The sequence below is a fragment of the Salmonella sp. SAL04202 genome, assembly GCF_046550775.1.
Classification (GTDB): Bacteria; Pseudomonadota; Gammaproteobacteria; order Enterobacterales; family Enterobacteriaceae; genus Salmonella; species Salmonella enterica.
The window spans coordinates 1,551,515-1,577,440 of sequence record NZ_JBGDXK010000001.1 but is presented as its reverse complement, the minus strand read 5'-3'; the positions used below and the strand labels follow the sequence as shown (position 1 = coordinate 1,577,440).

Below are 25,926 nucleotides of genomic sequence, written 5' to 3'. Positions count from 1 at the left end.
TTTTACAATTGCAGCGTAGGATGGCCAGATAAAGTGAGTTGAGTCCCCTGGCGCGTATTTTTAAGCGTCGCGTTTGCCCCGATAGGGAGCGTCACCGTACGCTGTTCATGCCCGAAGTCGAGACCGGTAATCAGCGGAACGGACAGACGGGAACGTAAAAACGCGTAGACGCTCTCCAGAGAATAGCCGGCGTCATACTCGTTGGGCGCCGCGCCGCTAAAGCTGCCGAGAACGATGGCGCTCTGGCGGTTTAAAATTCCGGCGTACTCCAGTTGCAAAAGCATACGCTCCACCCGGAAAGGATGCTCATTGACATCTTCCAGCACTAAAATTCCTTTATCGATAGTCGGCATCCAGGGCGTACCGATAAGGGAAATCAACATCGCCAGATTTCCGCCCCATAAGGTGCCCTGTGCGTCGCACTGAGGGCCGTCGCCTTGCCACTCTACGGTAAATTGCGCCTTGCGTAGCGCCAGCCAGAAATGTTGCTCGGTGAACGTATTCAGCGTTTCGGCGCCAAAATTTGCCGCCAGCATAGGACCGCTAAAGGTGATGATATTGGCCTGCGCCAGGAGTCCAGCCTGAATCGCCGTAAAATCGCTATGACCGCAAATCAGTAAGGGATCACGCTGTTGCCGGGAGGCGAGCGCCTGCCAGTCGATACGATCCAGCAAGCGGCTGGCGCCATAGCCGCCGCGAACCGGCATGACAATCGTATCCGGCGAAGTTAGCGAGGCCAGCGAATTAACATCGGCCAGCCGTTCCGCGTCCGTACCGGCAAAACGCTGATAGCGGCGACGAATCACCTCGTCATTCTCCACCTGATGACCCGCGTCAGTCAGGCGCTGAACGCCGCGTAACGCGGCCTGTTGGTTAATACAGTAGCCCGAGGGGGCGATTAAATGAAACAGAGACATGGTAATTCCTTGCTGACAATAGAATGCAAATGTATATCATGCCGCATATATTAGGCGATGTCCCTCGTTGTGCGACGTTTCTGGATGCGCACCAGGGAGGCAACCTAAGTGCCTGGCCGGGGCGGTATGACCTCTTCGGCAGATAAGTTACGGCTATAAGGATAGATGACGTGAAATTAAGATGGTTTGCTTTTTTGGTAGTAATACTGGCTGGCTGTAGCTCAAAACAGGATTACAGGAATCCGCCGTGGAATGCCGAAGTGCCTGTAAAGCGTGCGATGCAGTGGATGCCCATCAGTGAAAAAGCCGGGGCGGCATGGGGGGTTGATCCGCATTTAATCACCGCGATTATCGCCATTGAATCTGGCGGCAACCCTAACGCGGTCAGTAAATCCAATGCGATTGGCCTGATGCAGTTAAAGGCGTCGACCTCCGGGCGCGACGTTTACCGTCGTATGGGCTGGCGTGGCGAACCGACCACCAGCGAGCTGAAAAACCCTGAGCGTAACATCTCAATGGGCGCGGCGTATCTGAGCATTCTGGAAAATGGGCCGCTGGCCGGCATCAAAGATCCGCAGGTGATGCAATATGCGCTGGTCGTCTCTTATGCTAACGGCGCAGGCGCGTTATTGCGTACTTTTTCATCCGACAGGAAGAAGGCGATAGAAAAAATTAACGATCTGGATGCGGACGAGTTTTTTGAGCATGTTGTTGATAATCATCCCGCGCCGCAGGCGCCGCGCTATATCTGGAAGCTTCAGCAGGCGCTGGACGCCATGTAGTTTAGCGTGAAGATTATTCTCGTACTTTATTCGCTCTTTCTCGGGCCTCGCGCTCAAGCGAAAAAATAATCCGCTGCAACTCCCGCTCCACCGCCGGGCTAACGTTAAGGAAACGAAAGCTCAGGCGGGGAGTGGTGATCGTTTCATTTTTCCCATCAATCACTTTACGCTCGCTGATGGCGATAAGCTGGGCGTCAACGTGAAGAATCCCCCATGGCCCCATGTTCAGTTCAACCTGCGAAAAGCGCGCGCCTTCGATTAGTCCGTCGGGGATGGCGGATTCCAGTAGCGCGCCCATGCCGCCCAGGGAAAGATCAAACAGGCGAAAACGTAACGTACGGGTGTCCGGTAGCGTGGTGACGCCGTAATAAGGTGGATACAGCGGCGCGCCAATACGAAAATACTCCCGGCGCTGGACAAACCACAGTGACGACGGCAGGGGCGTGATAAAGGCCGGCAGCCGCTGATATTCACCTGTAACGAGTTGCGGCAACGTGAACTCGACTTTTGCGCCCTGCGTTTCTGCGATAATGGCTACCTGCCCGGCACGTAATACGGCGCTATTTTCATATTCCTGGCTGCCGTAATCCACGATGAGTTTTTCCGGGTCTACCGCCAAAATTTTACTGATGAATTGACCATGCGCCCATGAAATACGCAGTGGAACCTGATTTTTATTTAAATCCCGTAGCACGCCTAATATCGCTAATGGATTTTTTTTCAGGAACTGCTCATTGTAACCACTCACACGAAATAACCCCTGATACGCAGACTATCTTTGGGTTATCGGCATCGGTAGAAAGAACTTAATAGCGATAAATAAATTTTTATGTCCGCGAGATAAATCAGTGTTCAGAAATGCGACGCTCGACTTTGCCTATACTTAAAACGTTTTTACTGGAAAGAGGGTTTGCAAATGGGAATTATCGCCTGGATTATTTTTGGTTTGATTGCCGGCGTTATCGCCAAATTGCTTATGCCGGGGCGCGATGGCGGGGGATTTATCCTGACCTGTATTCTCGGTATCGTCGGGGCGGTCGTTGGCGGATGGCTGGCGACGATGTTTGGTATTGGCGGCAGTATCAGCGGCTTTAATCTGCACAGTTTCCTGGTCGCCGTGGTGGGCGCGATTGTGGTGCTGGTGATTTTCCGCCTTCTGCGACGCGGCTAACCGCTGCAAAACGTTTAAGCGTTGACCCGGTCAGCGCCGGGTCAACCTATTATAAACACGCGTTACTGCGTCGCTGCAGACGGCGTTTTTGTCGGCGTTGCGCTTAACGATGCCGGACGAGTAGACGGTACGCTATCGCACGGTTTTTCCTGCGGACAAATCAGATCGAGCATTTTCAGCGTCACGCCGTTGGTCCAGCCAAAGCCGTCCTGAAGGGGATATTCGCCGCCGCCACCGCCGGTTCCGGTACTGCTGACGTCATATTTTTCGACCAGTTTTTTCTCGCGATCGTAGGTGTGCTGCACATTGGTTAAAAAGCGCCAGGTGACTTCCATTGCCACGTCATCCTGCCCATAATTTTGTAATCCTTCGGCAGCGACCCATTGTAACGGCGCCCAGCCGTTTGGCGCATCCCACTGCTGTCCGCTTTTAACCGAGGTGGTAGCCAGCCCGCCAGGCTGTAGCAGATGCGCCTGGGCCGCCGCCGCCACTTTCGCGGCGCGATCTTTCGCGGCGGCGTTTACATAGAGCGGGAACAGTGCGGCAGCGGTGAGTTGGTCACGGATTTTATTGTTCTGCAGATCGTAGTCGGCATACCAACCCTCTTTGTTATTCCACAGATGCATTTCAATGGCTTTTTGCCGCGCGTTGGCTAGCGCGTCATATTGCGAGGCTTTGGCCCGATCGCCCGCCGCAGCGCTGGCGCGGGCGAGGGTTTTCTCCAGCTGATACAGCAGAGCGTTAAGATCGACAGGGACAATAGTGGTGGTACGAATGGTACTGAGCTGCTGCGGATTATCCATCCAGCGGGAGCTGAAATCCCAGCCGGAGGCGGCGGCAGATCGGAGGTCTCGATAGATCTCCGTTGCCGGGCGGTTGGGGTTGCTTTTGGCGGTAGCGATATCTTCAACCCAGGATTCAGGGCGGGGGGTATCCCGATCGTCCCAGTAGCGGTTGAGAACGCTGCCGTCCTCCAGTTTGACGACGCGTTGGTTTTGTTGCCCTGGCTGCAATGTCTCAACGCCCTCCATCCAGTAGGCGTACTCTTTTTGCAGTTGCGGCAGGTATTCTTTCAGCGCATCGTCACCTTCATGTTGCGCCAGTAACTCAACCATAAACGCAAAGAAAGGCGGCTGCGAACGACTCAGGTAGTAGGTACGGTTGCCGTTAGGAATATGCCCCCAGGCGTCAATTTCGTAACCAAAGTTCGCTACCATATCCGCCACCTTATCCCAGTGCCCGCTTTCCGCCAGCCCCAGCATCGTAAAGTAGCTGTCCCAGTAGTAAATCTCTCTGAATCGCCCACCCGGTACGACATAGGATTCAGGCAACGGCAAGAGCGAGTCCCACTTTTCGACGTTTTTAGTTGAACGGGTCAGCACCGGCCACAGGCCATCAATATGTTCACGCAATGACTGCCCGGCAGGCGGGACATATTTTTCACCCGCTTTCGGCAGGGTGAAGTTAACATCAACAAAATGACGCAAATCGAAGCCGGACTGGTTCCGCTGCATACGATAATCCGCAAGAATCATGAGCGGATCGCTATTAGGTATGGCGTCAGCAAAGGTTTTCTGATCGGGGAAGAGTTTTGCATTCTGGACATCATTAAAGAGCGGGCCAAGCAAAATATCCGGCGGCTGCGGAGTTTCAGTGTCGGAAGACGGGTCTGCGGCAGTCGCCGAAAACGATGCAAACGTCAGCAGCGTCCCTGCCAGCGCCAGTTTTATGGCTTTCTGCAGTAGAACAGAACGGCGAATCTCTGGGGGTATCATCAAGTTATCTCCTTAGCGGTGAGCCAAAGCCAACGGCATTTACCATGACAAAACCTTAGTCTACGATGACCAGATACGCGTGATTGAACCGCTATTTTGCGAACAAACAGACATTTTATTCAGACAGAGTTTATCGGCGCGCGCGTGGAAAACGGGGGATACAGACAAAAAATCCACGCCGGGACGTGGATTTTAGCGCAATAACTTGTAGCCTTAACCCGGATATATACCGCGATCTTTACGGGCCAACAGAATGCGCTCACAGGCGACAATATAGGCTGCGGTGCGCAGAGAACAGGATTTCTCAGCCGCTTTCTCCCAGACATGGACGATCGCGTCGGTCATGATTTTGTCCATGCGCGCGTTGATCTCTTCTTCGCTCCAGAAGAAGCTGGCCATATCTTGTACCCATTCGAAGTAGCTGACGGTTACGCCGCCTGCGTTACAGACCACGTCAGGCACCACAAGGATACCACGGCTGGCCAGAACATCATCAGCATCCGGATAGGTCGGGCCGTTAGCCCCTTCCAGCACCAGCTTACACGTCAGGGCTTCCGCGCGCTGACGAGTTATCTGACCTTCAAGCGCCGCCGGGATCAGAATATCCATCTCCAGACGCCAGAACGCATCGCTGGCGATAGTTTCCGCGCCCGGGAAACCGGCAATCTGTTTGTGTTCTGTCTGCCATGCTGTGAGCGCTTTCATGTCAATACCGGTGGCGTTAAACAGCGTTGCGGTATGATCCTGAATCGCCACGACACGGGCGCCAGCGCCTGCAAACAGACGCGCGGCTTCGCTGCCGACGTTACCAAAACCCTGAACCGCAACGCGAGCGCCTTCAACGGCGATATTCGCCCGACGCGCGGCTTCCAGCCCGCTGACGAAAACGCCGCGCCCCGTCGCTTTTTCACGACCCAGCGAACCGCCAAGATGGATAGGCTTACCGGTGACGACGCCAGTGACCGTCGTGCCATGATTCATGGAATACGTATCCATCATCCAGGCCATCACTTTACCGTTGGTGCCGACATCCGGCGCAGGAATATCTTTCTGCGGCCCGATGATAATGCCGATCTCGCTGGTATAGCGGCGGGTCAAACGCTCCAGTTCACCTTCCGACAGCGAGAACGGATCGACGCGGATGCCGCCTTTGGCGCCGCCGTACGGCAGGTTCAGCGCGGCACATTTGATGGTCATCCATGCTGACAGGGCCATCACTTCATTGAGATCAACGTCAGGATGGTAGCGAACACCGCCTTTACCCGGACCTCGGGAGAGGTTGTGCTGCACGCGATATCCTTCGAAATGACGAATAGTGCCATCATCCATTTGTACCGGAATATCGACGATCAGAGCGCGTTTTGGGTGGCGCAGAGTATCCACCCAGGGGGATAACTCGCCCAGATAAGGGGCCACACGCTCGATTTGTTGCAGGTAGGTATTCCAGGCAGATGTGCTGCTATCTGAAGCGTAAGATAACTTATCCATGATAAACCTTAGTGATAAAAGTAATATGTTCTTTAATTGACCGTGGTACATAGTAGATCACACCATGTAGCGATAAATTTAACACTTTTTTAAACAATTAACTCAGATCAAAAATGGCAGGCAGTTGGATTTTCGTTATGATTTTGGATGGGAAGTGGTTAACTATCCGATATAAGAGGTAATATATCGCTAATTATGCAATTAATTGCTTAAATATGCGTAATATGTGCAAGGCGGCTATTTGTCATAATTATGACGCACCTCTAAAAGTAAACATTATGATAACGACATGTATCAATGTTATGTCGTCCTGTCGGCGGGGAAACGTCTTCGCCAGGCGCGTAAAAAGATAAAAATAACCGGAGTCAGACGGCGCTGGCCCCGGTTTACCTCTTTATTGTTGACGCGACTCAAGCCATACCAGCGCCAGCGTCGACAGTGAGCACATCAGCAGAATGCCGACAAACCACAGTAAATACCACATCGCTCCCGCTCCCTAATAAAGTTCATGATCGTTGCGGCGGAGGGTCTCCAGGTTGATACGCCCCAACATTTTGTAATAGCTCCATAGCGTATAGAGCAGTACGATCGGCAGAAAAATCAGCACAATCACCAGCATGATTTCGAGCGTCATCTGGCTGGAGGTGCTGTCCCACACCGTCAGGCTGGAGAGAGGACTAACACTCGACGGCATCACAAAAGGAAATAGCGTTATGCCGGCGGTAAAGATGACGCAGGCCTGGGTCAGGGAAGCGAACAGAAATCCACGAATAGTCTGACCGCGAAGGCAGGCATAGAAAGCCAGAATCGGCAGGATCATACCGAGCAACGGGATGATGAGCAGTAGCGGCGAGCGTATAAAGTGGTTCATCCATGCGCCAGGGAGTATCGCCACGCCTTTTAAGAGCGGATTGGAAGGGCCGTTGGCATCCTGCGTGAGCAAGACAAAGCCATCAACGCCGGCCCACAGCCAGTAACCGGCCAGCAGGAAGCAGATCACGATCAGCAGTGCGCTGTGGCGGGTGGCCGACAGAGCCCGTTGACGAATAACGCCCTCCGTTTTCAACTGTAACCAGACGCCTCCTTGCATAATCACCAACGACAGGCTCAATAATCCACACAGTAGTGCAAAGGGCGAGAGTAACTGCCAGAAGGTACCAAAATAGTCAACATGAAGCTGCGGCGTGAAGGCAAACGGCACGCCTAAAAACAGGTTGCCGAACGCGATGCCGAATACAACGGGGGGAACCAGGCTGCCGATAACCAGACCGGTATCCCACAGCGCGCGCCAGCGGGCATTGGCGATTTTTCCCCGATAATCAAAGGCCAGCGGGCGAAAGAAGAGGGCACACAGCACCAGGATCATCGCCACATAAAAACCGGAAAACGCGGCGGCATAGACCCGTGGCCAGGCGGCGAATAATGCCCCGCCCGCGAGAATCAACCATACCTGGTTTCCTTCCCAGTGGGCGCCGACGCTATTGATCAATACCCGGCGTTCGTCATCGTTGCGCGCTATCAGCGGGAGCAGGCAACCGACACCCATATCAAACCCGTCAGTTACCATAAAGGCCACCAGGATGACGCCGATCAGCAGCCACCAAATGAACCGCAACGTTTCATAATCCAACATGATTGTCTCCTTTATCCCTGTTGTTGCGCTTGTTGTTGATGTTGCATGGCGCTCGGCCCAAGACGCGCGTACTTCTGCATCAGATAGACTTCCGCGATTAAAAACAGGGTGTAAAGTCCGAGGATAAGCCCCATTGAGAAGGCCAACTGGCCCGGCGTCAGCGCGGAGTGAGCGTACCAGGTCGGCAGAATGTCCTGAATCGCCCAGGGCTGACGGCCAAACTCCGTCATAAACCAACCGGCTTCAATGGCAATCCACGGTAACGGCAGGCTCCACAGCGTCATACGCAATACCCAGCGATGCTGGTCGATACGCATTCGCAGCGTCTGTATCAACGCAATCAACATCACCACTAACAGCAGCGAACCGCAGCCGACCATAATACGGAAACTCCAGAACACCGGCGCCACCTGAGGAATAGCGCCACGCTGGGCCGCACGATATTGCTCCGGCGTCACATGGTTCATATCCGGGGCATATTTCGCCAGCAGAATGCCGTACCCCAGATCGCCCTCAACGGCGTGAAACGCATTCAGTACCTGCGGCGAGCGATTGCCTTGCGCTATCTCCTGCATGAGTAACCAGGCCTCCCGGCCACGCTTCAGGCGCGGCAGAGCGTCGTCCATCAGGTTTTTTAACCCCGGAACCGGCGTATCCAGCGAATGGGTGGCCAGAATACCCAGCAGAGCAGGGATCTTCACGGCAAATGCATTACGCTCCTGTTCCTGCTGCGGCCAGGCAATCAGATGAAACGGCGCGGGCGCGGGTTCGGTTTGCCATTCGCCTTCCATCGCCGCCAGTTTCACCGGCTGAATTTGGGCGACCTCGTAGGCCGAACTGTCGCCCAGTTGCAGGGTTCCCAGAATGGCCAGGGTGCCGAATACTGAGCCGATAGCAAACGAGCGCAAGGCCACCTCACGCTCGCGGCCACGTAGCAGATACCAGGCGCTGATAGACATAATAAACATGGCGCCGGTGACATAACCGGACATGACGGTATGGACGAATTTCACCTGGCTCACCGGGTTAAAGACCAGATCGCTGAAGCTGCTCATTTCCATCCGTAACGTATCGATGTTGAAATGAGCGCCGGTAGGATACTGCATCCAGCCATTGGCATTCAGAATCCATAATGCTGAAATATTGGAGCCGAAGGCCACCAGCCAGGTGACCAGCAGGTGTTGGTATTTATTCAGCCGCTGCCAGCCGAAAAAGAACAGGCCGACAAAAGTGGATTCGAGAAAAAAGGCCAGTAACGCTTCCATCGCCAGCGGCGCGCCGAAGATATCGCCCACATAGTTGGAATAGAGCGACCAGTTAGTCCCGAACTGAAACTCCATGGTCAGGCCGGTAGCCACACCGAGAGCAAAATTGATCCCGAAGAGCTTGCCCCAGAAACGCGTCATATCGCGGTAGACGGTTTTCCCCGTCACCACATAGATCGTCTCCATGACGGCCAGCAAAAAAATCAGCCCAAGCGTAAGAGGAACAAATAAAAAGTGATACAGCGCGGTCAGCGCAAACTGCCAGCGCGATAAGTCAATGACATCCCACATGCTAACTCCTGTAGGCAGAAAGAGAGTAAAAAGCTAATCAGTACCGGACACCGGTGACGTTCCTGTTGAGAGCGCTAGCGCGTCTCCAGCCATCGGCAGACTTCATCCAGGCGCTGGCGCGAATCGGCCAGATCTTCCGGGGCCGCCAGTACCAGCTCCGGCAAAGGACAAATCTCATAGCTATCGAGCAACGGCCCTTTAAGGGCGTCCAGACAGCGCACATGCCAGAGATGGCGCAATGCTGTGGCGTTGATTTGGCTTTCGCCATACCCGGAGATGCGAATCTGGATGTTCCCGTGTCCGCATAAACGCGCCAGAAAAAGACGATCGGCCTCGCTGAGCGGCAGTTGGGTCAAATTGATGCTGTGAGGTTGCAACGCCGGATCGCGTACGTGCGCCAATAATTCATGGGCCAGCGGCAGTCCATTCATCAGGCCAGCGACAGGCGGAGGCAGTAGAGAGTCGTCAGGCAGCGTATCGGCGGTAGCCGCTTGCCATAATGTCAGGGGCGCGCTACCTGCTTCCAGACGATCCGTCAGCAGACGTCGGTTATGCAGATGGCGTACCCGCCACAGGCCGCAGAAGATGGTCTCCTGGATCTCGCTTTCACTCCCGTCCGGATGCTGAATGCGTACCGAGACTTCGCCTTCGCCCAATAGCGTATTGAGGAATGAGAGATCATCGGCATTCAGGGGAGATAACTCCCATCCCAGCACGTCGCCGACTTCCGGGATGCGCCGGGCAAGCTGACCTCGCAGATCGGTCAACAATGCCATCACCGCCGGGCTGTGAGCGCAGCGCTCCAGCGCCGCCATACTTGGGTCGCCATTGACCTGACAGGTGAGCGGTAAGGGATTCATCGAGAAACTGGCGTCATCAGGCTGCGTACCTGGCCCCAGCAGATGAAAAAAGGCGTTGCTCATTGTACTGTCTCCTGCGCTGCGGGAGTGTCAACCATCGAACGCATCAGCGTGAGCAGTTCAGCCCAGGGATGAATGCCGCTGAGCGCGCCGCGTAGCTCGCCGTCTGTAAAAACTAACGTCGCCGGAAACCGACGAACATTAAAGCGATCGCCGATAGCTTCGCTTTGTTCAAGGTCGGCCACCGCCACCTGCCAGTCAAACTGCGGGAACTCACGCAGGAGTTCGGCAATCATCACCGGGTTATCGCTGACTTCCGGCGTACGCCGCGGATCGCTACTTAACAGGATGACGCCATCTCCAACCCGTTTGATCCAGTCGTCTACCGTGGAAGCCTCTACCGGTTGCCATCCACGGGTTAACAGGCGTTGCCATAGCGCAGAGAACGGGGTGTCATTCGCCACTTCTTTTGCCCTCCAGACGTGTCTGATACTGACGTATGCGCACTCCCTCATAATTTTCCATCGACAGGCATTTATAGTTCAGGCAGCGTGCGACCTCGTTTGCCTGCGGTACGATCCCCCAGGCGGCCAGTTGCGCCAGGGCGGCCTGTTCCGCCGCCGGTAGCTGGCCGCGAGCTATTTCGCTCAGGCTACCGCCATAGTCGTCCAGTTGCGCCGGTTGCAGACCGACCAGCGCTATGTGACAGGGCAGATGCCCGCGGATGTCGGCCAGCGCCAGAACTTCGGAAAAACTGTTTTGATGCAGACTCATTTTTTTGGCGCTGAGATACGCGGGGATTTTCTCGCCGGCATAGGTTCGCAGGCTGCCCGGCGTCAGGCCGTAATCGATCGCGTCAAGGAGCAGGAGATGGCTGGCTTGCTCAACATAACCTAACAGGTTTAGCCCTTGTGTACCGCCGTCCACAATTTCTACCTCTTCAGGCCAGTGATATCGGGCATACAAACGCTCCGCGACCCGGATACCGAATCCTTCATCGGCCCACAGCAGGTTTCCTAACCCCATCACCACTACGCGTTGCGCATTCATGAGGGCTCCTTGTCGTGCGGTTTGGGGAATTTATGGCTGCGATAGCCATTGATCATGGTGGAGATCACCGTATCGTCGGACATAATGTCTTCCCGGATAGCGAGGTAAACGTGCCCGACGATGAAGGCGGCGATCAGCCACATGCCCAGTCGGTGCCAACTGTGAATATCGATGGAGTTGCCGCCGGTCCAGTAGAAAAATTCAACCACATAGCGGAACGGCGCAAAGATGGCGTACTGGCTATGCTCGCCAAACAGAGCGAAACCGGTGAGGATCATAAATACCGACAACAGGAAATAGCCGAACATCGCGGCCTGCGCGACAGGGTTATGTCCGATGTCGCTCCCCGGTTTTTTCTCCAGAAACAGATACCAGCGGACCACGGTGAAAGCGCCTTGCCACCAACTACGACGCCAGACCGGGACGATAAACAGCTCTCGTGAATAGCGGTTGCCGACACAGGCCCAATAAATTCGCCCCAGCAGTAACACGGTAAAGATCATCGCGGCGGCAAAGTGGATCAGCCGGATATAGCCCATGTAAAACAGATAGGTCGCCTCGCCACTCACCGACGGCAGCGGTCGGCCAATGAAGTAGCCTGTTACCATCAGTACCAACATGCAGGCGACCGTTAGCCAGTGCCACAGGCGTACCGGCGCTTCAAACACATAGTGGCTGACGGCAGTATCACGCGCCTCCCCGACGCGTGGAGATAGCTTTCCAGTCATCGTTCTTTTCCTTAACGCTTAGCGTACCTGGACGGCAATCAGTTCGCTGCCGTCGTCGCCGAGCACGTGGGTTGAGCAGGCGAGGCAGGGGTCGAAGCTGTGCAGCGTCCTCAGGATTTCTAACGGTTGGTCGGGAATCGCCATTTGCGTTCCCATCAATGCCGCTTCATAGGCGCCGATCTGTTTTTTAGGATCGCGCGGGCTGGCGTTCCAGGTGGTGGGAACCACGCACTGATAGAGTTCAATCTTCTGATCGCGTATTGACGCCCAGTGTCCCAACGCTCCGCGAGGCGCTTCGGTAAAACCGATGCCGCGGCAGTGCTGCGGCCAACTGGCCGGTTCCCATTTCTCGGTATTGGCGGTGGCCAGGTCGCCGTTTTTCAGGTTGGTCATAAGCCTGTCGAAAAAATACTGCAGCTTACCGACGGCCCATTGCGCTTCGTGCGCGCGGCATAAAATACGGCCAAGCGTAGACTGGATACCGGAGAGCGGCAGTTTAAGGGCGGACATCATGCGATCTACCGACTCTATAGTGGCGGCATCCCCTTTGTGGTACGCGATAAGCGTTCGGGCAAGCGGGCCGACTTCCATGGCATGACCCCGCCAGCGCGGCGCTTTAATCCAGGAGTAACGTTCCTGCTCGTTGAGCTGCTGGATATGCGTATCGCTGCCTTTGACATCACCCGGGTTGTACCAGGGATCGGTAATGCCGTCAAAAGGATGACGCCCCAGCCGATCGTCCGGATAACGGTACCAGGCGTGATCCACAAACTCCTGTATCTGCTGCGGATCGGCCAAATCTACCGGCATGACATTTTTAAAATCGCCATTGACCACCGCGCCGCCCGGCATTAACAGGCTTTGCTGGCTGAAGTCGTTGGCAATGTCCGGAAATGCGCCGTAACTCAGCACGCATTTATCCGACAGACCGGTGCCAATTTGACTCCATGCTTTATTGAACTGGCCGATAGCCAGCGCGTCCGGAACCATCACGTTGTTAATGAAGTCGGCGGTGCGGGTGATGATCGACTGCACCAGGTTGAGGCGCTCCATATTGATAGCCCCGACCGCGCCGCTTTGATCGAGATTGATCGCGCACGGCATTCCGCCGACGATCCAGTTAGGATGGGGGTTCTTACCGCCAAATATGGTATGGATTTTGACGATCTCGCGCTGGAAGTCGAGGGCTTCAAGATAGTGGGCAAAGCCCATCAGATTAGCCTCTGGCGACAGTTTGTACTGTGGATGTCCCCAATAGCCGTTACGGAATATCCCAAGCTGGCCACCATCGACAAATTTCTTTAATCGATTTTGTACGTCAAAGAAGTAGCCCGGCGATGACATCGGCCAGGCGGAAAGGCTTTGCGCCAACTGCGAGGTGGCGCGTGGATCGGCTTTCAGCGCATTCAGAACATCAATCCAGTCCATACCGGCTAACTGATAAAAATGGACCAGATGATCGTGACACCACAACGTAGCCAGCATGATGTTACGTATAATATTGGCGTTATCCGGCACCTGGATACCAATCGCATCTTCGATAGCGTACACCGATGCCAGAGCATGTACCCCGGTACATACACCACAAATACGTTCAACAAACGCCCAGGCGTCACGCGGGTCACGGCCTTGCAGAATGATCTCCAGCCCGCGGAACATTGTGCCGCAGGAAACGGCATTGGTAATGACGTTTTGCTCATCAATGTTCACTTCGCAGCGCATATGCCCTTCGATGCGGGTAATCGGGTCCACGATCAGACGACGGCCGGCGTCGTTAATGGTATAACCCTGTGTTTGATACTGGTTACTCATGCCTGTTTATCCTCATTGTCCGGCTGTTGTTCGGCTTGCGCTAACTGTTGTTTGTGGCGTTTACGTTGGTTGAGCGCGCTGGCGATAGCGTGACCGCCAACGCCCGCCGCGACCACGCCCAGCGCGGTCAGCCCCACCGTATCGGCGGTTGAATGGGTACCCATCTGGGGAATATCCACCACGCGGCTATAAAACGAGCCGCGATCCCAGAAACCATTTTCTGAACATCCCAGACATCCGTGACCGGACTGGATAGGAAAGGAGACGCCGTCATTCCAGCGAGTGGAGGAGCAGGCGTTATAGGTGGTTGGCCCTTTACAGCCCATCTTGTACAGACAGTATCCCTTGCGGGCGGCGTCATCATCCCAGCTCTCGACAAATTCACCGGCGTCAAAATGGGCGCGGCGGTAGCATTTATCGTGGATACGCTGACCATAGAACATCAGTGGACGGCCCATGCGATCGAGTTCCGGCAGACGATCAAACGTCACCATATAGGTGATAATGGCGCTCATGACATCCGGGATTGGCGGACATCCAGGGACTTTCACGATCGGCTTGTCGGTGATCACTTTATCGATAGGCGTTGCCTGGGTCGGATTGGGGCGGGCGGCCTGGACGCAACCCCAGGAGGCGCAGTTTCCCCAGGCGATAATAGCGCTGGCGCCCGCGGCGGCTTTCTTCAGTTTTTCAATAAACGGGCGGCCGCCGCTGATACAGAACATTCCTTGCTCTCCTAACGGCGGATTGCCTTCCACCGCCAGAATGTATTTCCCGGCGTAGCGAGTGGTAATATCGTCAAAGACTTCTTCGGCCTGTGCGCCGGCGGCGGCCATCAGGGTGTCGTCATAATCAAGGGAAATCAGCGAGAGGATCACATCTTTGGCTAGCGGGTGCGAGGAACGGATAAAGGATTCGGTACAGCAGGTGCATTCCAGTCCATGAATCCAGACCACCGGAATCCGCGGTTTATTCTCCAGCGCCCAGGCGATCTTTGGCGTCATTCCGGCGCCCAGTCCCAGCGATGTGGCGGCAAGGCTACAGAATTTGAGAAAGCTGCGTCGGGTCACTCCCTTACGACGCATGGCTTGATAAAAGGTCTCCTCGTTATTCATAACGCGTATTTTTTCTCCTTTTTGCACCACGCTCCGCCAGGGGCATAAGGCGCTTTTGCGGGTCCGTTGACGTTCCGCCAGCAAGGTAAATCATTGTGTTACGCGTGAGCGCGGAAACGAGCCCGATTCACTTTGCACCGGCGTATACCGCCAGAAATAATGTGAAAAAAGCGTATCGGATTAACGATAAGAAACAATGTGAAGTGTGTGGGTATAGCTTATAGCGGTATATTTATACCCATTATCGGTTTTTCGGCGAAAGGGCCGTGGCGGGGAAGGACGGTTGAGCTTGTTCCGGAATGAGGTTTTCAGCGAGCCACCTCGGGTAGATTTAGCCTGGTCTCGCCATTTCAGGGATACGTAAGTTGATGCAAAGGGAGGGAAGGTTTGATGTCATCGTTAAAAGAAGCATACTTCGTGATGATTTTTATATAAAATAGTGGTGCTGGTTTTAAAGGAATGCAAAAAAGAGACGGTTTGAAAGAGGGCGTCCCATGAAAAATAACATCAGATTTGACTTATCCGATTATTTGATTCATTTTTTTCGGGACGTTAATCTAGAGACCGGTAGCCATATTTATTTGCCTGAGCACTGTGGTTTTAATAATCAGCACCACGCATGTTCCATTGATGCTAAATATTTACTTAGATTATCTTTACGCAGTCATAAAATTTTCTCGTCCTGGTCATACCGAAATGGGCAACGAACCGTATATGGTGATTCCCCGGTGGTATGCTTTACAGATATGCCGATTGCAGCTTATTTAGAAACTGGTGTTCGCCGATTAGAACGAAATGAAAATATTGGTTTATATGCAATCGTTTTACCTAAAGAGCAAATGTTTAATTATGGGGCAAGGCCAGTCATATATGGGTTGGATCAGCATAACAATGCTCGATGCTCGCAAGGCAGATATGGGGAACGTATTCTTGATGAAACGGCTCTTCCTTTGATTGAACAATATAGATATGTTACTTATGTTCCAGGTAAGATTGACTGGACACATGAACGTGAATGGCGATGGCCATATCGTGGCGATATTAAAAGTTTCCTTAATCATATTAAAGAGTATGGTATTCCGGAAAACATTGAAAGTACCCCAGGGTTTGATTTTAGATCAAGCGAAATAAGTGGTGCGGGAATAATCGTCCCGTTTGTAGAAGATATCCCTACCGTAGCTCATGATATTTTAACTTTAATTGACCGGGGTATCATTGGAAGAAACACTTTCAAATTCATTATAGCTGTAGAGAGTTTACAATCATGGACCCAGCTCTCGGAACCGGGCGCGTTACTGTCTTGTATTAATGATAATACTTTCGGATTTGAATCTTTTTTTGATTTATCTGCATCTAAAGTAAAAAATTATGCTGATTCTATCAATGATTATGTAAATGAATTATACTCAAAAAAAGATTTTCTAAATGATAGTTATGCAATGGAATTTGGAAATGCTTGGGTCTGGATTCATGATAACCAATCCCAGGTGGTACGGGCGTTACTGCAGGCTGGAATGATCAAGGTTAATAAAGAAGGGCGGTACTTATTAGATGTTAATTTGGCTTCTGTCGATTGGCCATTAAGAAGAAAAGAGGCTTTCGCAAGTCATGTTGCGGGATGGCTCAAACATCGTTTTGATATCGAAGCGGGAAGGTATTCCGTTCGGGGAAAAGATGATTATGATGCGATCCCAAGTTATGAGACGCCGCTAAAGGATCAGCATCCTTTTTATAACCATACAGTGAATGTCGACTGGTAATTAAGAAAAGAACTTACTGTAAATAGACTCGTTTTAGCTCCATGCATTTTTGAGATCCCGGCCAGATTGATCCTGGCCCGATCTCTGACGAAAACTCTGAATCTTCGATGTTTCCAATTATGAATTTCTACACCAGTCTTTAAGTATCAATGCATTGTACCTGGTGCGCTGCTATAACTGTGTAAGAGGGATTGACGCTTAGAGCCTATCCCATTAGGGCTATTTTACTTGCCATTTTGGACCTGGGCAGTGCTCGCCAAAACGCGTTAGCGTTTTGAACGCCGCTAGCGGCGGCCCGAAGGGCGAGCGTAGCGAGTCAAACCTCACGTACTACGTGTACGCTCCGGTTTTTGCGCGCTGTCCGTGTCCAAACTGGCTGCGCCAATAACGCCTGGTGGGATAGGCTCTTAGTGTTAATGTACACCAATACACCAAAGGTCGATGTGTTTACCGCACTTGTGGCTTGGTATGCAGTGTGTATAATTATTGTGTGAATGTTTTCATAAATTGATTTGTCTCTTCTTTGGCCTCTTCTATTGATTTATGTTTATATATTTTTGATTGGTATGTGTATTTTTCTAACGCAGGTAAGTACTTAGAGACGTCGTTACCTTTTTTGAAATCTATAGGCATATGAATACTCGCATATAATATATTTATCCTCTGCGATGGCGTTAGCTCAGAATAATTTATACCTTGTTCATAATAAGAAAGCATCACATCATTGCAGATCCTGTCTTTATACGACTGCCCTATGTATGCGATGATAAGTCCATATATAAGTAGCAATCCAAAAGAGACACCTGCTTTGTGGCTATGAAGGAAATTATATTGTAGCCCCACAAAAAAAAGTACTTTTCTAATTAAAACAAGGATGAATGGTAAGGAGAATAAAAAACAACCGAAGTACATAATCACTTCGCCTGAATTCTGAAACATTTTATACCTTCCTGATAAATAATGGGTTAATTATCTGGTTAATATTCGTTGCCTATTATTTCTTTTATAAAAATAGACGATTCATTGAAATTTTTTTTGAAACTGGAGTAATTGCTAAGTGTTTTCGGTATGCAAAAGATGACTCGTCCATTTTTTACTATGGCATAATATCTTGGATACATTAGCGCTTCTTCTTTTGTGTTTGGAACACCGTCATAGTCTATTTTTTCATCAATAGAGTCAAGTTGGCTAAATAAAAAGACTCTTTTCCTTAGCAAAGTATTATGAACAATAGCATTTTCATATATATCAAGTGACATTGTAAGACTCAATGCAGCAAATGAAAGTAATGCAATGATGGAAATTGTTAATATTGCTAATGACAAGCCTTCCAGGCAATATAAAACAAGACAAAAGAGTGGGATTGCAGGGAGGTAAGTGACCAACGGGTAAAAACGATCGATTTTTAAATGTGATATGATATTCTGAGGAGATGTGACATGGTCCTGAACGCCCTTGTTAAAGATAATGCTGTAAAGCGTCAAACTATTGTCAATTTTATTTATTGCTTTAGCTTTTATTCTTTGTATGAATATAAAATATGCTATCAAAAAGGCAATAAATAAGAAAATGATTAAATTATAAATAAAACTATCCACGGCATCATCCTGTATATCTACCGAAATTTCTATGGTCACTATTCTACTATTGTTAATGAATGTCAATATAAATTTGATGATGGTGCGTCCAGCCGGTTGGATTTGATCAAAAATAAAACTTTCGGTATTTCTTTATAGTCACAGAGCAAACAGAGTTGATTCTTTGTTAAAAAATCATCTCAATATTTTAATATGAATTCCTTCACGAGACTCTTAGAATATTACAGTCTACGATTTTAATGATTTTTTATTCATTCATTATGCGTATTAAATTAATGGCAGTGCAATCGCAAATTATATTTAGTTTCAGAATTGCAAAATGATTATAATTTTGTAGTTCATGCAGTTGGCCTAAGATCCTCGGTGGCGAGTGTAGGGGGAACGCCTGAACAAGATCTGAGGCTATGTGCGATACTGTGATATGAGTTAACCCAAACAGGCCATACGGTATCTATACCTTTCTAAAAAGCTTTTCGCTGGTATAGAGTCAAAACCTTAGACGAAACAACATTCACACTATGGCCCGGGCAGTGCGGCATTGCGTATCGGTGAGCATAACGGGGCCTTGTTTATTTATTATACCGTTCTTGTACTTACTTAAAATGAAGATGGAAAAATGTTGTACTCATTTTTGACAGCATTGTTACGAGATGAGTTGAGACATTATGAAATGAAAAATCCACGCAATGGCGTGGATTTTATAGAGTTTTACCGTTGTTCTGAGATTCAATGAAACCTCATAAGACAACGAATGTTATTTAGACGTTGAACAGGAAGTTCATTATATCGCCATCTTTAACGATGTAATCTTTGCCTTCCGCTCGCATCTTACCGGCTTCTTTCGCGCCTTGTTCACCTTTATAGGTAATAAAGTCGTCAAAAGCGATAGTTTGGGCGCGGATAAAGCCTTTTTCGAAGTCGGTATGGATTTTACCTGCTGCCTGCGGCGCGGTTGCGCCAACCGGAATGGTCCATGCGCGAACTTCTTTCACCCCGGCGGTGAAGTAGGTCTGGAGGTTCAGCAGGCGATAACCCGCGCGAATAACGCGGTTCAGCCCCGGCTCTTCCAGACCCAGTTCAGCCATAAATTCGTCGCGCTCGTCATCATCCAGCTCAGCAATATCAGCTTCGACGGCGGCACACACCGGAACCACGACCGAACCTTCTTTGGCGGCGATTTCGCGAACCTGGTCCAGATACGGGTTATTTTCAAAACCGTCTTCATTGACGTTAGCGATATACATCGTCGGCTTCAGCGTCAGGAAGCTTAAATAACGGATAGCCGCTTTATCTTCGTCCGTCAGGTCCAGCGAACGCAGCATCCCCGCTTCGGCCAGGTGCGGCAGGCATTTTTCCAGCGCGGCCAGTTCCGCTTTGGCGTCTTTATCGCCGCCTTTGGCTTTCTTCTGTACGCGATGGATCGCGCGCTCGCAGGTATCGAGGTCAGCCAGCGCCAGTTCGGTATTGATAACATCAATATCTTCTGCCGGATTTACTTTACCCGCCACGTGGATGATATTGTCGTTCTCAAAGCAGCGAACCACGTGACCGATAGCTTCGGTTTCACGGATATTGGTCAGGAACTGGTTACCCAACCCTTCGCCTTTGGATGCGCCTTTTACCAGACCGGCGATATCCACGAACTCCATCGTGGTTGGTAGAATGCGTTGCGGTTTAACAATCTCAGCCAACTGGTCCAGACGCGGATCGGGCATCGGCACGACACCGGTATTCGGTTCGATAGTGCAGAACGGAAAGTTTGCCGCTTCAATACCGGCTTTTGTCAGCGCGTTGAACAGGGTGGATTTCCCGACGTTGGGCAGACCGACGATACCGCATTTGAATCCCATGATTTAACTCACCTTAATATCTTAATAATCAATCTGTTATAGAAAACAGATTGCAGAAATGGAAATAACTTCGCCTATTATACACGGCGTGCGGCAAAAATGCCGCACATCACTGGTTATTGCGCCTTAAAGGTATGCAAACGGCTTGTTGCTTTGGCCAGACCCTCTTTGAACCACAATTCCGTACAGCGTGCCGCTTCGTCAATGGCCTCATCAATTAATTTTTGTTCAGAAACAGGGGGTTTACCCAGCACGAAACCAACAACTTTATTTTTATCGCCTGGATGACCAATTCCAACGCGTAAGCGGTGAAAGTTGGGATTATTGCCCAGCTTGCTGATGATGTCTTTCAGACCATTGTGGCCGCCGTGGCCGCCGCCAAGTTTAAATTTCGCGACGCCCGGCGGGAGATCCAGCTCGTCGTGAGCGACCAGAATTTCGTCCGGCTGAATACGGTAAAAACTGGCCATTGCGCCAACTGCTTTACCACTGAGATTCATGAACGTGGTGGGTACCAGCAGGCGAACATCTTCCCCTTCCAGCGTGATGCGTGAGGTATAGCCAAAGAATTTAGGCTCTTCACGCAACGGCGCGCGCAGGCGCTCCGCCAGTAAATCGACGTACCATGCGCCTGCATTGTGTCGCGTCGCGGCATATTCCGCGCCGGGATTCGCCAGACCAACAATCAATTTAATTGCCACGTTTTTTGTCCTGAGTAGATCCATAACTGGCGCGTAGTTTACTGTCTGTCTGCCCGCTTGACAAAACACAGCGACACTCTGAAGTAAATTAAATAATTGCCAGCATTGATTATTAAAAATGTAAACTGTTCAGAGTGTTATTTGTAAAGTTTTGTTAAATGAAACTTTACATTTGTGATCACACCCGCACTTACAAATGGAAGTGTTGTCTATACTTTACACATAAAGTTTAGGGGGATTTCCTAAAAACAACCCAAAAGTTCCGGAGGTGACATATGAAACGCAAAAACGCTTCGTTATTCGGTAACGTGCTGATGGGGTTGGGGCTGGTCGTGATGGTTGTCGGCGTGGGTTACTCTATTTTAAACCAACTGCCGCAGTTTAATTTGCCGCAATTTTTTGCGCATGGCGCAATACTGAGTATTTTTGTCGGTGCAGTTCTTTGGTTGGCAGGGGCTCGTGTAGGGGGGCATGAGCAGGTGAGCGACAAATATTGGTGGGTACGTCACTATGACAAACGTTGCCGCCGTAACGACAATCGTCGTCATAGCTAACCGGTTCAGGCCCGGTAAGCGTTATCGCCACCGGGCATTGTCCATTAACTGAGTAAATCCGCTAACGCCTCCGTCCTGTTCGGGAAGAAGGTCAGACGCCCAGGAATAGGTTTGATACCGGCACGCGCCATTGTGCGCAGCGGTTGGAACTCCAGATTACTGATACGCAATTCGCAACCCTCCGGCAGACGCTTCACAAAACGCTGAAAAGCATCAAGCCCGCCTGCATCCAGCACTGGTACTGCGTCCCATTTCAGAACGACGATACGTTTGCCCTTAATACGTGACTCAAGGTCAGTAAACAGCCCTTCCGCCGCGGCGAAAAAGAGCGGACCGATAACACGCAGCACCAGCACATCATCAGGCACATCGACATTGACCGGCGCAAGTCGAGTCATTCGCGCAATACGGCGCATAAACAGCAGGGAAGCAAGGACAATCCCCACGCTGATGGCGATGACCATATCAAACAGAACCGTTAATGACATGCACAGCAGCATAACGATGATGTCGTCTTTCGGCGCATGGCGTAACAGATCTACCACTTTATGGGCTTCACTCATATTCCATGCCACCATCAGCAGTAGCGCCGCCATCGCGGAAAGCGGCAGCCAGGAGAGTAGCGGGGCCAAGACCAGTAGCGCCAGAATGACCAGGATAGCGTGAATTACCGCCGAGATGGGAGAGGTCGCGCCAGCGCGGACGTTGGCGGCAGAGCGGGCAATCGCGGCGGTGGCGGTGATGCCGCCAAAGAACGGCGCGACCATATTCCCCAGCCCCTGGCCGATAAGTTCGCTGTTAGCTTTATGTTTGGTGCCGGTCATGCCGTCCAGCACGACGGCGCAGAGCAATGATTCGATTGCCCCCAGCATTGCCATCGAGAAGGCCGCTGGCAGCAGCGCGCGCAGTGAATCCCAGCTTAGCGTGAAATCGGAGCCAGGAAGACTCCACGGCAGCATCAGTTGCGGCAGGAGCTGCGGGATGCCGTTGCCCTGAGTGCCGTCAGCCAGAACGTAATGGAACTGTGAGCCGATAGTCGCCACATTGCCGCCCAGCAGATTAACGATCCCCATCACGGCGCAACCGGCCAGCAGCGCGGGAAGATGTCCTGGCAGACGAATACCGAGACGCGGCCAGAAAATCAACGTTCCCAGCGTTACCACGCCAATGGCGGCATCGCCAATATTGACGGTGGGCAACGCCATAAACAGCGCGCCGACTTTCTGCAAATAGTGCTCTGGCACATGGGCCATCTGCAGACCAAGAAAATCTTTAATCTGCATGGTACCGATGGTAATACCAATCCCTGAGGTAAAACCCAACGTGACCGACACCGGGATATATTCAATCAATCGCCCCAGTCTCGCCAGGCCGAAAAGGATCAGGAAGAAGCCCGACATCAGCGTGGCGACCAGTAGGCCCGCCAGACCAAACTGTTGCGACACCGGATACAAAATCACCACAAACGCGGCGGTAGGGCCGGAAACGCTAAAGCGCGAGCCGCCGGTTAGCGCGATCACGATCCCGGCGACAGCGGAGGTATAGAGGCCATACTGCGGCGCAACGCCACTGCCAATTGCCAGCGCCATCGCCAGCGGGATAGCAATAATCCCGACGGTGATCCCGGCTATCACATCACGGGTGAACCGGGAGGCGGTATATTTTTCTTTCCAGCAAGCATCGATGAGAGCGCGGAAAGGCATCACATGTGAGGAAAATAATTTGTTCACAATAATGTTTCATCCATGAGCGCATCATCTGTCAACTAAATGGCAGGTGAAGGAGGCATAAGTCATACAAAAGGGTGTTACAGACAAAAAAACCCGCCGCAGCGGGTTTCAGATCCGGGTTCGATCAATGCTCGAACATGGCGGAAATCGATTCTTCGTTGCTGATACGGCGAATCGCTTCGGCCAGCATACCTGACAGGGTCAAGGTACGCACGTTCGGCAGCGCTTTGATTTCGTCGGTCAGCGGAATGGTGTCGCAGACAACGACTTCATCAATGACGGAGTTGCGCAGGTTGTTTGCCGCATTGCCTGAGAAGATCGGGTGCGTCGCGTAGGCAAACACGCGTTTAGCGCCACGTTCTTTCAATGCTTCTGCTGCTTTGCACAGAGTACCGCCGGTATCGATCATATCATCAACCAGGACGCAGTCACGGCCAGCGACGTCGCCGATGATGTGCATCACCTGAGAAACGTTCGCGCGCGGACGACGTTTATCAATGATAGCCATATCGGTATCGTTCAGCAGCTTAGCGATAGCGCGGGCACGAACCACACCGCCAATATCCGGGGAAACCACGATCGGGTTATCCAGATTCAGTTGCAGCATATCTTCGAGCAGGATTGGGCTACCGAACACGTTATCAACCGGAACGTCAAAGAAGCCCTGGATCTGTTCAGCATGCAGATCTACGGTGAGAACGCGGTCAACGCCGACGCTGGACAGGAAGTCAGCGACAACTTTTGCGGTAATCGGCACACGGGCGGAACGTACGCGACGGTCCTGACGTGCATAGCCAAAGTAGGGGATAACGGCGGTGATACGACCTGCGGAAGCACGACGCAGGGCATCAACCATAACGACCAATTCCATCAGGTTGTCGTTGGTTGGGGCACAAGTGGACTGGATGATGAAAATATCACCACCGCGTACATTTTCGTTGATTTGTACGCTGACTTCGCCGTCGCTAAAGCGACCTACGGCGGCGTCGCCGAGAGAAGTGTACAGGCGGTTGGCAATACGTTGTGCTAGTTCCGGGGTGGCGTTACCAGCAAAAAGCTTCATATCAGGCACGAGAAGAACCTCAGGCATGCGTCCATTGGTGGAAAGAATCTGCCGAAAACTGTGCGGGCCAGGCAAAATCCTATCCAGGCGGTGTATTAAAGAGCGCGATGCAACGTCTGGAACAAGGTGACGTTGTCACCGAAGCTCAGCTTGCCCGGCTTACTCGTCTTCATTCACGTTTCATGTGCGCTGGTATCGATGCCTCACACCGGTCAAATACGGCATATATGACCGGCGACTCGTCATTTCGCCATCTTCCTGAAACCCGAATGCGTTAGAGTAACTCTCGATGCAATGGGGAGAGGTTGACACCCTTCGCCACAAAAGCATTGAGCCATTCCGGGGCTTGCTCAAGCACCTGGCGAGCACAAGACTCTGTATCGAATTCAGCAAAGACACAGGCCCCTGTCCCAGTCAGGCGCGACGGCGCGTATTCTAACAGCCAGGAAAGCGCCGCATCAACCTCGCGAAAACGTTTTCTTGCGATAACCTCGCAATCATTGCTGAATTCACATTTTAGTAACGTATCTATTGACCTTTTTGGCGTATTACGCGGCAATTGAGGATCTTTAAAGATAACCGGCGTCGGAATGCTTACGCCAGGGTGCGCGACCAGATACCATTTTTCCGGCGGATTCACCGGCGTTAATATTTCGCCTACGCCTTCGGCAAACGCGGCGTGGCCACGAACAAAGACCGGGACGTCGGCGCCGAGCGTCAGGCCGAGCGTCGCCAGTTCATCAATGGAAAGCCCGCATTGCCAAAGATGATTGAGCGCCACCAGAACGGTCGCGGCGTTAGACGAGCCGCCGCCCAGACCGCCGCCCATGGGAAGGCGCTTCTCAATGCTGATATCCGCACCGCTTCCGGCGGGCAGGCGTCCACTCTCCGAGGCGACTTTCATCAACAGCCGCGCGGCGCGGACGATCAGATTGTCTTCATTTTCAACGCCGGTAACCGGCGTTAATAAATGGATTTCGCCATCGTGACGCGGTTCGATGTGGAGTGTGTCGCCATAATCCAGAAACTGAAACAGCGTCTGCAGCGTGTGGTAGCCGTCTGCACGCTGTCCGGTGATATATAAAAACAGGTTTAATTTTGCCGGAGAAGGCCAATGGGTCATCATTTCACAATCCAGTTATCCATTTTCAGCTTAATGCGCTGACTGCCGTCTGAAAGCTCCATATTGGCAGGCATGGCAGGCTGCGTTTTGCTGTCATAGCCACCGTAAACCACTTTCCAGTTTTTACCATCCTGGCGGTAGTTCACTTCGCTCAGGCGGTACTGGTCGTCCAGTTTGTAGTCGGTGGCATCGCCAGGCAGACCGAGGATCCACTGCCGCAGGCTGTTTAACGGAATCGGCATCCCGGTGAGTTTGCCGATCATCTCTTCGGCGTCATCGGCGGTATAACGCTGGCCTTTGTTATCCACCAACTGAACGTTGCCCGGCTGGGCGTTAAGCTCCAGCTCGGTGCTGCCCAGCGGATTGGTGAGCAGCAGGCGATAGCGATCCTGTCCGGTCTGTTGCCAGAAGAAACGCGCATAGACTTTCTGATCATCTGAGATGTAAGCAAAGGCGCCGCGCGTCTGGTATTGATTCAGATGACGCACCTCTTGCTGATGCTGGCGCCACTGAGGGGAGTCCGGGCTCTTGCCCGGGCCTTTATGCCCAGGAAGCGTACAGGCGGTGAGAACCAGGCTTGCTAACGGCAGTAGACGAATCAGGCGAAAATCGGGCAGGGTCATAGTGATGACGAATCCTTGTGATACGGTGCAATAATTG

Annotated in this window: 25 protein-coding genes; 4 read left to right on the top strand and 21 right to left on the bottom strand. The window is 51.9% G+C overall.

The window, feature by feature from the left end:
• Positions 1-2: 2 nt before the first annotated feature.
• Positions 3-917: a muramoyltetrapeptide carboxypeptidase gene (gene ldcA, locus ACLJQJ_RS07845; RefSeq protein ID WP_001728659.1), complete on the bottom strand. Its 915-nt coding sequence runs from the start codon at positions 915-917 to the stop codon at positions 3-5.
• Between the two features lie 170 nt (positions 918-1,087).
• Between ldcA and emtA the strand changes: the two genes are divergently transcribed.
• A complete protein-coding gene (gene emtA / locus ACLJQJ_RS07840) occupies positions 1,088-1,699 on the top strand; it encodes a membrane-bound lytic murein transglycosylase EmtA (RefSeq protein ID WP_000776974.1) in 612 nt (203 codons plus the stop codon).
• Positions 1,700-1,712: 13 nt separating this feature from the next.
• Here emtA and ycgR read toward each other — a convergent pair whose 3' ends face one another.
• Positions 1,713-2,447: a flagellar brake protein YcgR gene (gene ycgR / locus ACLJQJ_RS07835; RefSeq protein ID WP_000017418.1), complete on the bottom strand. Its 735-nt coding sequence runs from the start codon at positions 2,445-2,447 to the stop codon at positions 1,713-1,715.
• Between the two features lie 168 nt (positions 2,448-2,615).
• Between ycgR and ACLJQJ_RS07830 the strand changes: the two genes are divergently transcribed.
• A complete protein-coding gene (locus ACLJQJ_RS07830; protein WP_000511320.1) occupies positions 2,616-2,870 on the top strand; it encodes a GlsB/YeaQ/YmgE family stress response membrane protein in 255 nt (84 codons plus the stop codon).
• A 62-nt stretch (positions 2,871-2,932) separates the two neighbouring features.
• On the opposite strand, the gene ACLJQJ_RS07825 is transcribed toward ACLJQJ_RS07830, so the two are convergent.
• The 11 genes from ACLJQJ_RS07825 to hyaA form a co-directional block, all read right to left on the bottom strand.
• Positions 2,933-4,645 (bottom strand): alpha,alpha-trehalase, encoded by a 1,713-nt coding sequence (locus ACLJQJ_RS07825; RefSeq protein WP_000612829.1) that lies wholly within the window; start codon positions 4,643-4,645, stop codon positions 2,933-2,935.
• 213 nt (positions 4,646-4,858) lie between these two features.
• Complete coding sequence (locus ACLJQJ_RS07820) at positions 4,859-6,133, bottom strand: Glu/Leu/Phe/Val family dehydrogenase (RefSeq protein WP_001526439.1); 1,275 nt, start codon at positions 6,131-6,133, stop codon at positions 4,859-4,861.
• Positions 6,134-6,527: 394 nt separating this feature from the next.
• A complete protein-coding gene (gene cbdX, locus ACLJQJ_RS07815) occupies positions 6,528-6,617 on the bottom strand; it encodes a cytochrome bd-II oxidase subunit CbdX (RefSeq protein ID WP_000270301.1) in 90 nt (29 codons plus the stop codon).
• Positions 6,618-6,629: 12 nt separating this feature from the next.
• Positions 6,630-7,766 (bottom strand): cytochrome d ubiquinol oxidase subunit II, encoded by a 1,137-nt coding sequence (gene appB, locus ACLJQJ_RS07810; protein ID WP_000888110.1) that lies wholly within the window; start codon positions 7,764-7,766, stop codon positions 6,630-6,632.
• 11 nt (positions 7,767-7,777) lie between these two features.
• Positions 7,778-9,322, bottom strand: a complete 1,545-nt coding sequence (gene appC, locus ACLJQJ_RS07805; protein WP_000263613.1) for a cytochrome bd-II oxidase subunit 1 — start codon at positions 9,320-9,322, stop codon at positions 7,778-7,780.
• 74 nt (positions 9,323-9,396) lie between these two features.
• Positions 9,397-10,245 (bottom strand): hydrogenase expression/formation protein, encoded by an 849-nt coding sequence (locus ACLJQJ_RS07800; protein ID WP_000063377.1) that lies wholly within the window; start codon positions 10,243-10,245, stop codon positions 9,397-9,399.
• On the bottom strand, positions 10,242-10,646 hold the full coding sequence (gene hyaE, locus ACLJQJ_RS07795) for a hydrogenase-1 operon protein HyaE (protein WP_001262580.1): 405 nt from the start codon (positions 10,644-10,646) through the stop codon (positions 10,242-10,244). The genes ACLJQJ_RS07800 and hyaE overlap by 4 nt, the downstream gene beginning before the upstream one ends.
• On the bottom strand, positions 10,636-11,232 hold the full coding sequence (gene hyaD / locus ACLJQJ_RS07790; RefSeq protein WP_063809178.1) for a hydrogenase 1 maturation protease: 597 nt from the start codon (positions 11,230-11,232) through the stop codon (positions 10,636-10,638). The genes hyaE and hyaD overlap by 11 nt, the downstream gene beginning before the upstream one ends.
• Positions 11,229-11,960, bottom strand: coding sequence for a Ni/Fe-hydrogenase b-type cytochrome subunit (hyaC, locus tag ACLJQJ_RS07785; protein ID WP_000147036.1), 732 nt, complete (start codon positions 11,958-11,960; stop codon positions 11,229-11,231). Before hyaC ends, hyaD begins: the two co-directional genes overlap by 4 nt.
• An 18-nt stretch (positions 11,961-11,978) precedes the next feature.
• Positions 11,979-13,772, bottom strand: a complete 1,794-nt coding sequence (gene hyaB / locus ACLJQJ_RS07780) for a Ni/Fe-hydrogenase large subunit (RefSeq protein ID WP_063809179.1) — start codon at positions 13,770-13,772, stop codon at positions 11,979-11,981.
• Positions 13,769-14,887 (bottom strand): hydrogenase 1 small subunit, encoded by a 1,119-nt coding sequence (gene hyaA, locus ACLJQJ_RS07775; RefSeq protein WP_001058311.1) that lies wholly within the window; start codon positions 14,885-14,887, stop codon positions 13,769-13,771. Before hyaA ends, hyaB begins: the two co-directional genes overlap by 4 nt.
• 494 nt (positions 14,888-15,381) lie before the next feature.
• On the opposite strand from hyaA, the gene ACLJQJ_RS07770 reads away from it, so the two are divergent.
• Complete coding sequence (locus ACLJQJ_RS07770; RefSeq protein WP_063809180.1) at positions 15,382-16,647, top strand: DUF4427 domain-containing protein; 1,266 nt, start codon at positions 15,382-15,384, stop codon at positions 16,645-16,647.
• A 483-nt stretch (positions 16,648-17,130) separates the two neighbouring features.
• Here ACLJQJ_RS07770 and ACLJQJ_RS07765 read toward each other — a convergent pair whose 3' ends face one another.
• The 4 genes from ACLJQJ_RS07765 to pth all read right to left on the bottom strand — a co-directional run bounded on the left by ACLJQJ_RS07765 (position 17,131) and on the right by pth (position 20,796).
• The gene (locus ACLJQJ_RS07765) at positions 17,131-17,586 is read right to left on the bottom strand and encodes a hypothetical protein (RefSeq protein ID WP_023231892.1); all 456 of its coding nucleotides are present in this window, start codon (positions 17,584-17,586) and stop codon (positions 17,131-17,133) included.
• Positions 17,587-17,624: 38 nt separating this feature from the next.
• A complete protein-coding gene (locus ACLJQJ_RS07760; protein WP_024147397.1) occupies positions 17,625-18,245 on the bottom strand; it encodes a hypothetical protein in 621 nt (206 codons plus the stop codon).
• Between the two features lie 758 nt (positions 18,246-19,003).
• Positions 19,004-20,095 (bottom strand): redox-regulated ATPase YchF, encoded by a 1,092-nt coding sequence (ychF, locus tag ACLJQJ_RS07755; protein ID WP_000505850.1) that lies wholly within the window; start codon positions 20,093-20,095, stop codon positions 19,004-19,006.
• 116 nt (positions 20,096-20,211) lie between these two features.
• The gene (pth, locus tag ACLJQJ_RS07750) at positions 20,212-20,796 is read right to left on the bottom strand and encodes an aminoacyl-tRNA hydrolase (protein WP_000985595.1); all 585 of its coding nucleotides are present in this window, start codon (positions 20,794-20,796) and stop codon (positions 20,212-20,214) included.
• A gap of 275 nt (positions 20,797-21,071) precedes the next feature.
• Here pth and ychH point away from each other — a divergent pair, with 275 nt between their 5' ends.
• Positions 21,072-21,350 carry a stress-induced protein YchH gene (gene ychH / locus ACLJQJ_RS07745; RefSeq protein ID WP_000823878.1) on the top strand — a complete coding sequence of 93 codons (279 nt, stop codon included), beginning with the start codon at positions 21,072-21,074 and terminating at the stop codon, positions 21,348-21,350.
• A 44-nt stretch (positions 21,351-21,394) separates the two neighbouring features.
• Here the strand turns inward: ychH and dauA are convergent, their stop codons facing one another.
• From dauA to lolB, 4 genes are all read right to left on the bottom strand, one after another.
• On the bottom strand, positions 21,395-23,080 hold the full coding sequence (gene dauA / locus ACLJQJ_RS07740) for a C4-dicarboxylic acid transporter DauA (RefSeq protein WP_001037181.1): 1,686 nt from the start codon (positions 23,078-23,080) through the stop codon (positions 21,395-21,397).
• Positions 23,081-23,204: 124 nt separating this feature from the next.
• Positions 23,205-24,152, bottom strand: a complete 948-nt coding sequence (gene prs / locus ACLJQJ_RS07735; RefSeq protein ID WP_001518537.1) for a ribose-phosphate diphosphokinase — start codon at positions 24,150-24,152, stop codon at positions 23,205-23,207.
• Between the two features lie 265 nt (positions 24,153-24,417).
• Complete coding sequence (ispE, locus tag ACLJQJ_RS07730; protein WP_000988253.1) at positions 24,418-25,269, bottom strand: 4-(cytidine 5'-diphospho)-2-C-methyl-D-erythritol kinase; 852 nt, start codon at positions 25,267-25,269, stop codon at positions 24,418-24,420.
• A complete protein-coding gene (gene lolB / locus ACLJQJ_RS07725) occupies positions 25,266-25,889 on the bottom strand; it encodes a lipoprotein insertase outer membrane protein LolB (protein WP_000174484.1) in 624 nt (207 codons plus the stop codon). Before lolB ends, ispE begins: the two co-directional genes overlap by 4 nt.
• Positions 25,890-25,926 lie beyond the last annotated feature (37 nt).

Coding starts and splice junctions, on each gene's coding strand:
- hyaC (WP_000147036.1), bottom strand. CDS start 11,960: ATGACTGGAAAGCTATCTCCACGCGTCGGGGAGGCGCGTGATACTGCC.
- ychH (WP_000823878.1), top strand. CDS start 21,072: ATGAAACGCAAAAACGCTTCGTTATTCGGTAACGTGCTGATGGGGTTG.
- lolB (WP_000174484.1), bottom strand. CDS start 25,889: ATGACCCTGCCCGATTTTCGCCTGATTCGTCTACTGCCGTTAGCAAGC.
- hyaD (WP_063809178.1), bottom strand. CDS start 11,232: ATGAATGCGCAACGCGTAGTGGTGATGGGGTTAGGAAACCTGCTGTGG.
- hyaB (WP_063809179.1), bottom strand. CDS start 13,772: ATGAGTAACCAGTATCAAACACAGGGTTATACCATTAACGACGCCGGC.
- ACLJQJ_RS07800 (WP_000063377.1), bottom strand. CDS start 10,245: ATGAGCAACGCCTTTTTTCATCTGCTGGGGCCAGGTACGCAGCCTGAT.
- appB (WP_000888110.1), bottom strand. CDS start 7,766: ATGTTGGATTATGAAACGTTGCGGTTCATTTGGTGGCTGCTGATCGGC.
- ACLJQJ_RS07830 (WP_000511320.1), top strand. CDS start 2,616: ATGGGAATTATCGCCTGGATTATTTTTGGTTTGATTGCCGGCGTTATC.
- hyaA (WP_001058311.1), bottom strand. CDS start 14,887: ATGAATAACGAGGAGACCTTTTATCAAGCCATGCGTCGTAAGGGAGTG.
- ACLJQJ_RS07825 (WP_000612829.1), bottom strand. CDS start 4,645: ATGATACCCCCAGAGATTCGCCGTTCTGTTCTACTGCAGAAAGCCATA.
- ACLJQJ_RS07765 (WP_023231892.1), bottom strand. CDS start 17,586: ATGTTTCAGAATTCAGGCGAAGTGATTATGTACTTCGGTTGTTTTTTA.
- appC (WP_000263613.1), bottom strand. CDS start 9,322: ATGTGGGATGTCATTGACTTATCGCGCTGGCAGTTTGCGCTGACCGCG.
- ldcA (WP_001728659.1), bottom strand. CDS start 917: ATGTCTCTGTTTCATTTAATCGCCCCCTCGGGCTACTGTATTAACCAA.
- ispE (WP_000988253.1), bottom strand. CDS start 25,269: ATGATGACCCATTGGCCTTCTCCGGCAAAATTAAACCTGTTTTTATAT.
- cbdX (WP_000270301.1), bottom strand. CDS start 6,617: ATGTGGTATTTACTGTGGTTTGTCGGCATTCTGCTGATGTGCTCACTG.
- ACLJQJ_RS07820 (WP_001526439.1), bottom strand. CDS start 6,133: ATGGATAAGTTATCTTACGCTTCAGATAGCAGCACATCTGCCTGGAAT.
- ACLJQJ_RS07770 (WP_063809180.1), top strand. CDS start 15,382: ATGAAAAATAACATCAGATTTGACTTATCCGATTATTTGATTCATTTT.
- ychF (WP_000505850.1), bottom strand. CDS start 20,095: ATGGGATTCAAATGCGGTATCGTCGGTCTGCCCAACGTCGGGAAATCC.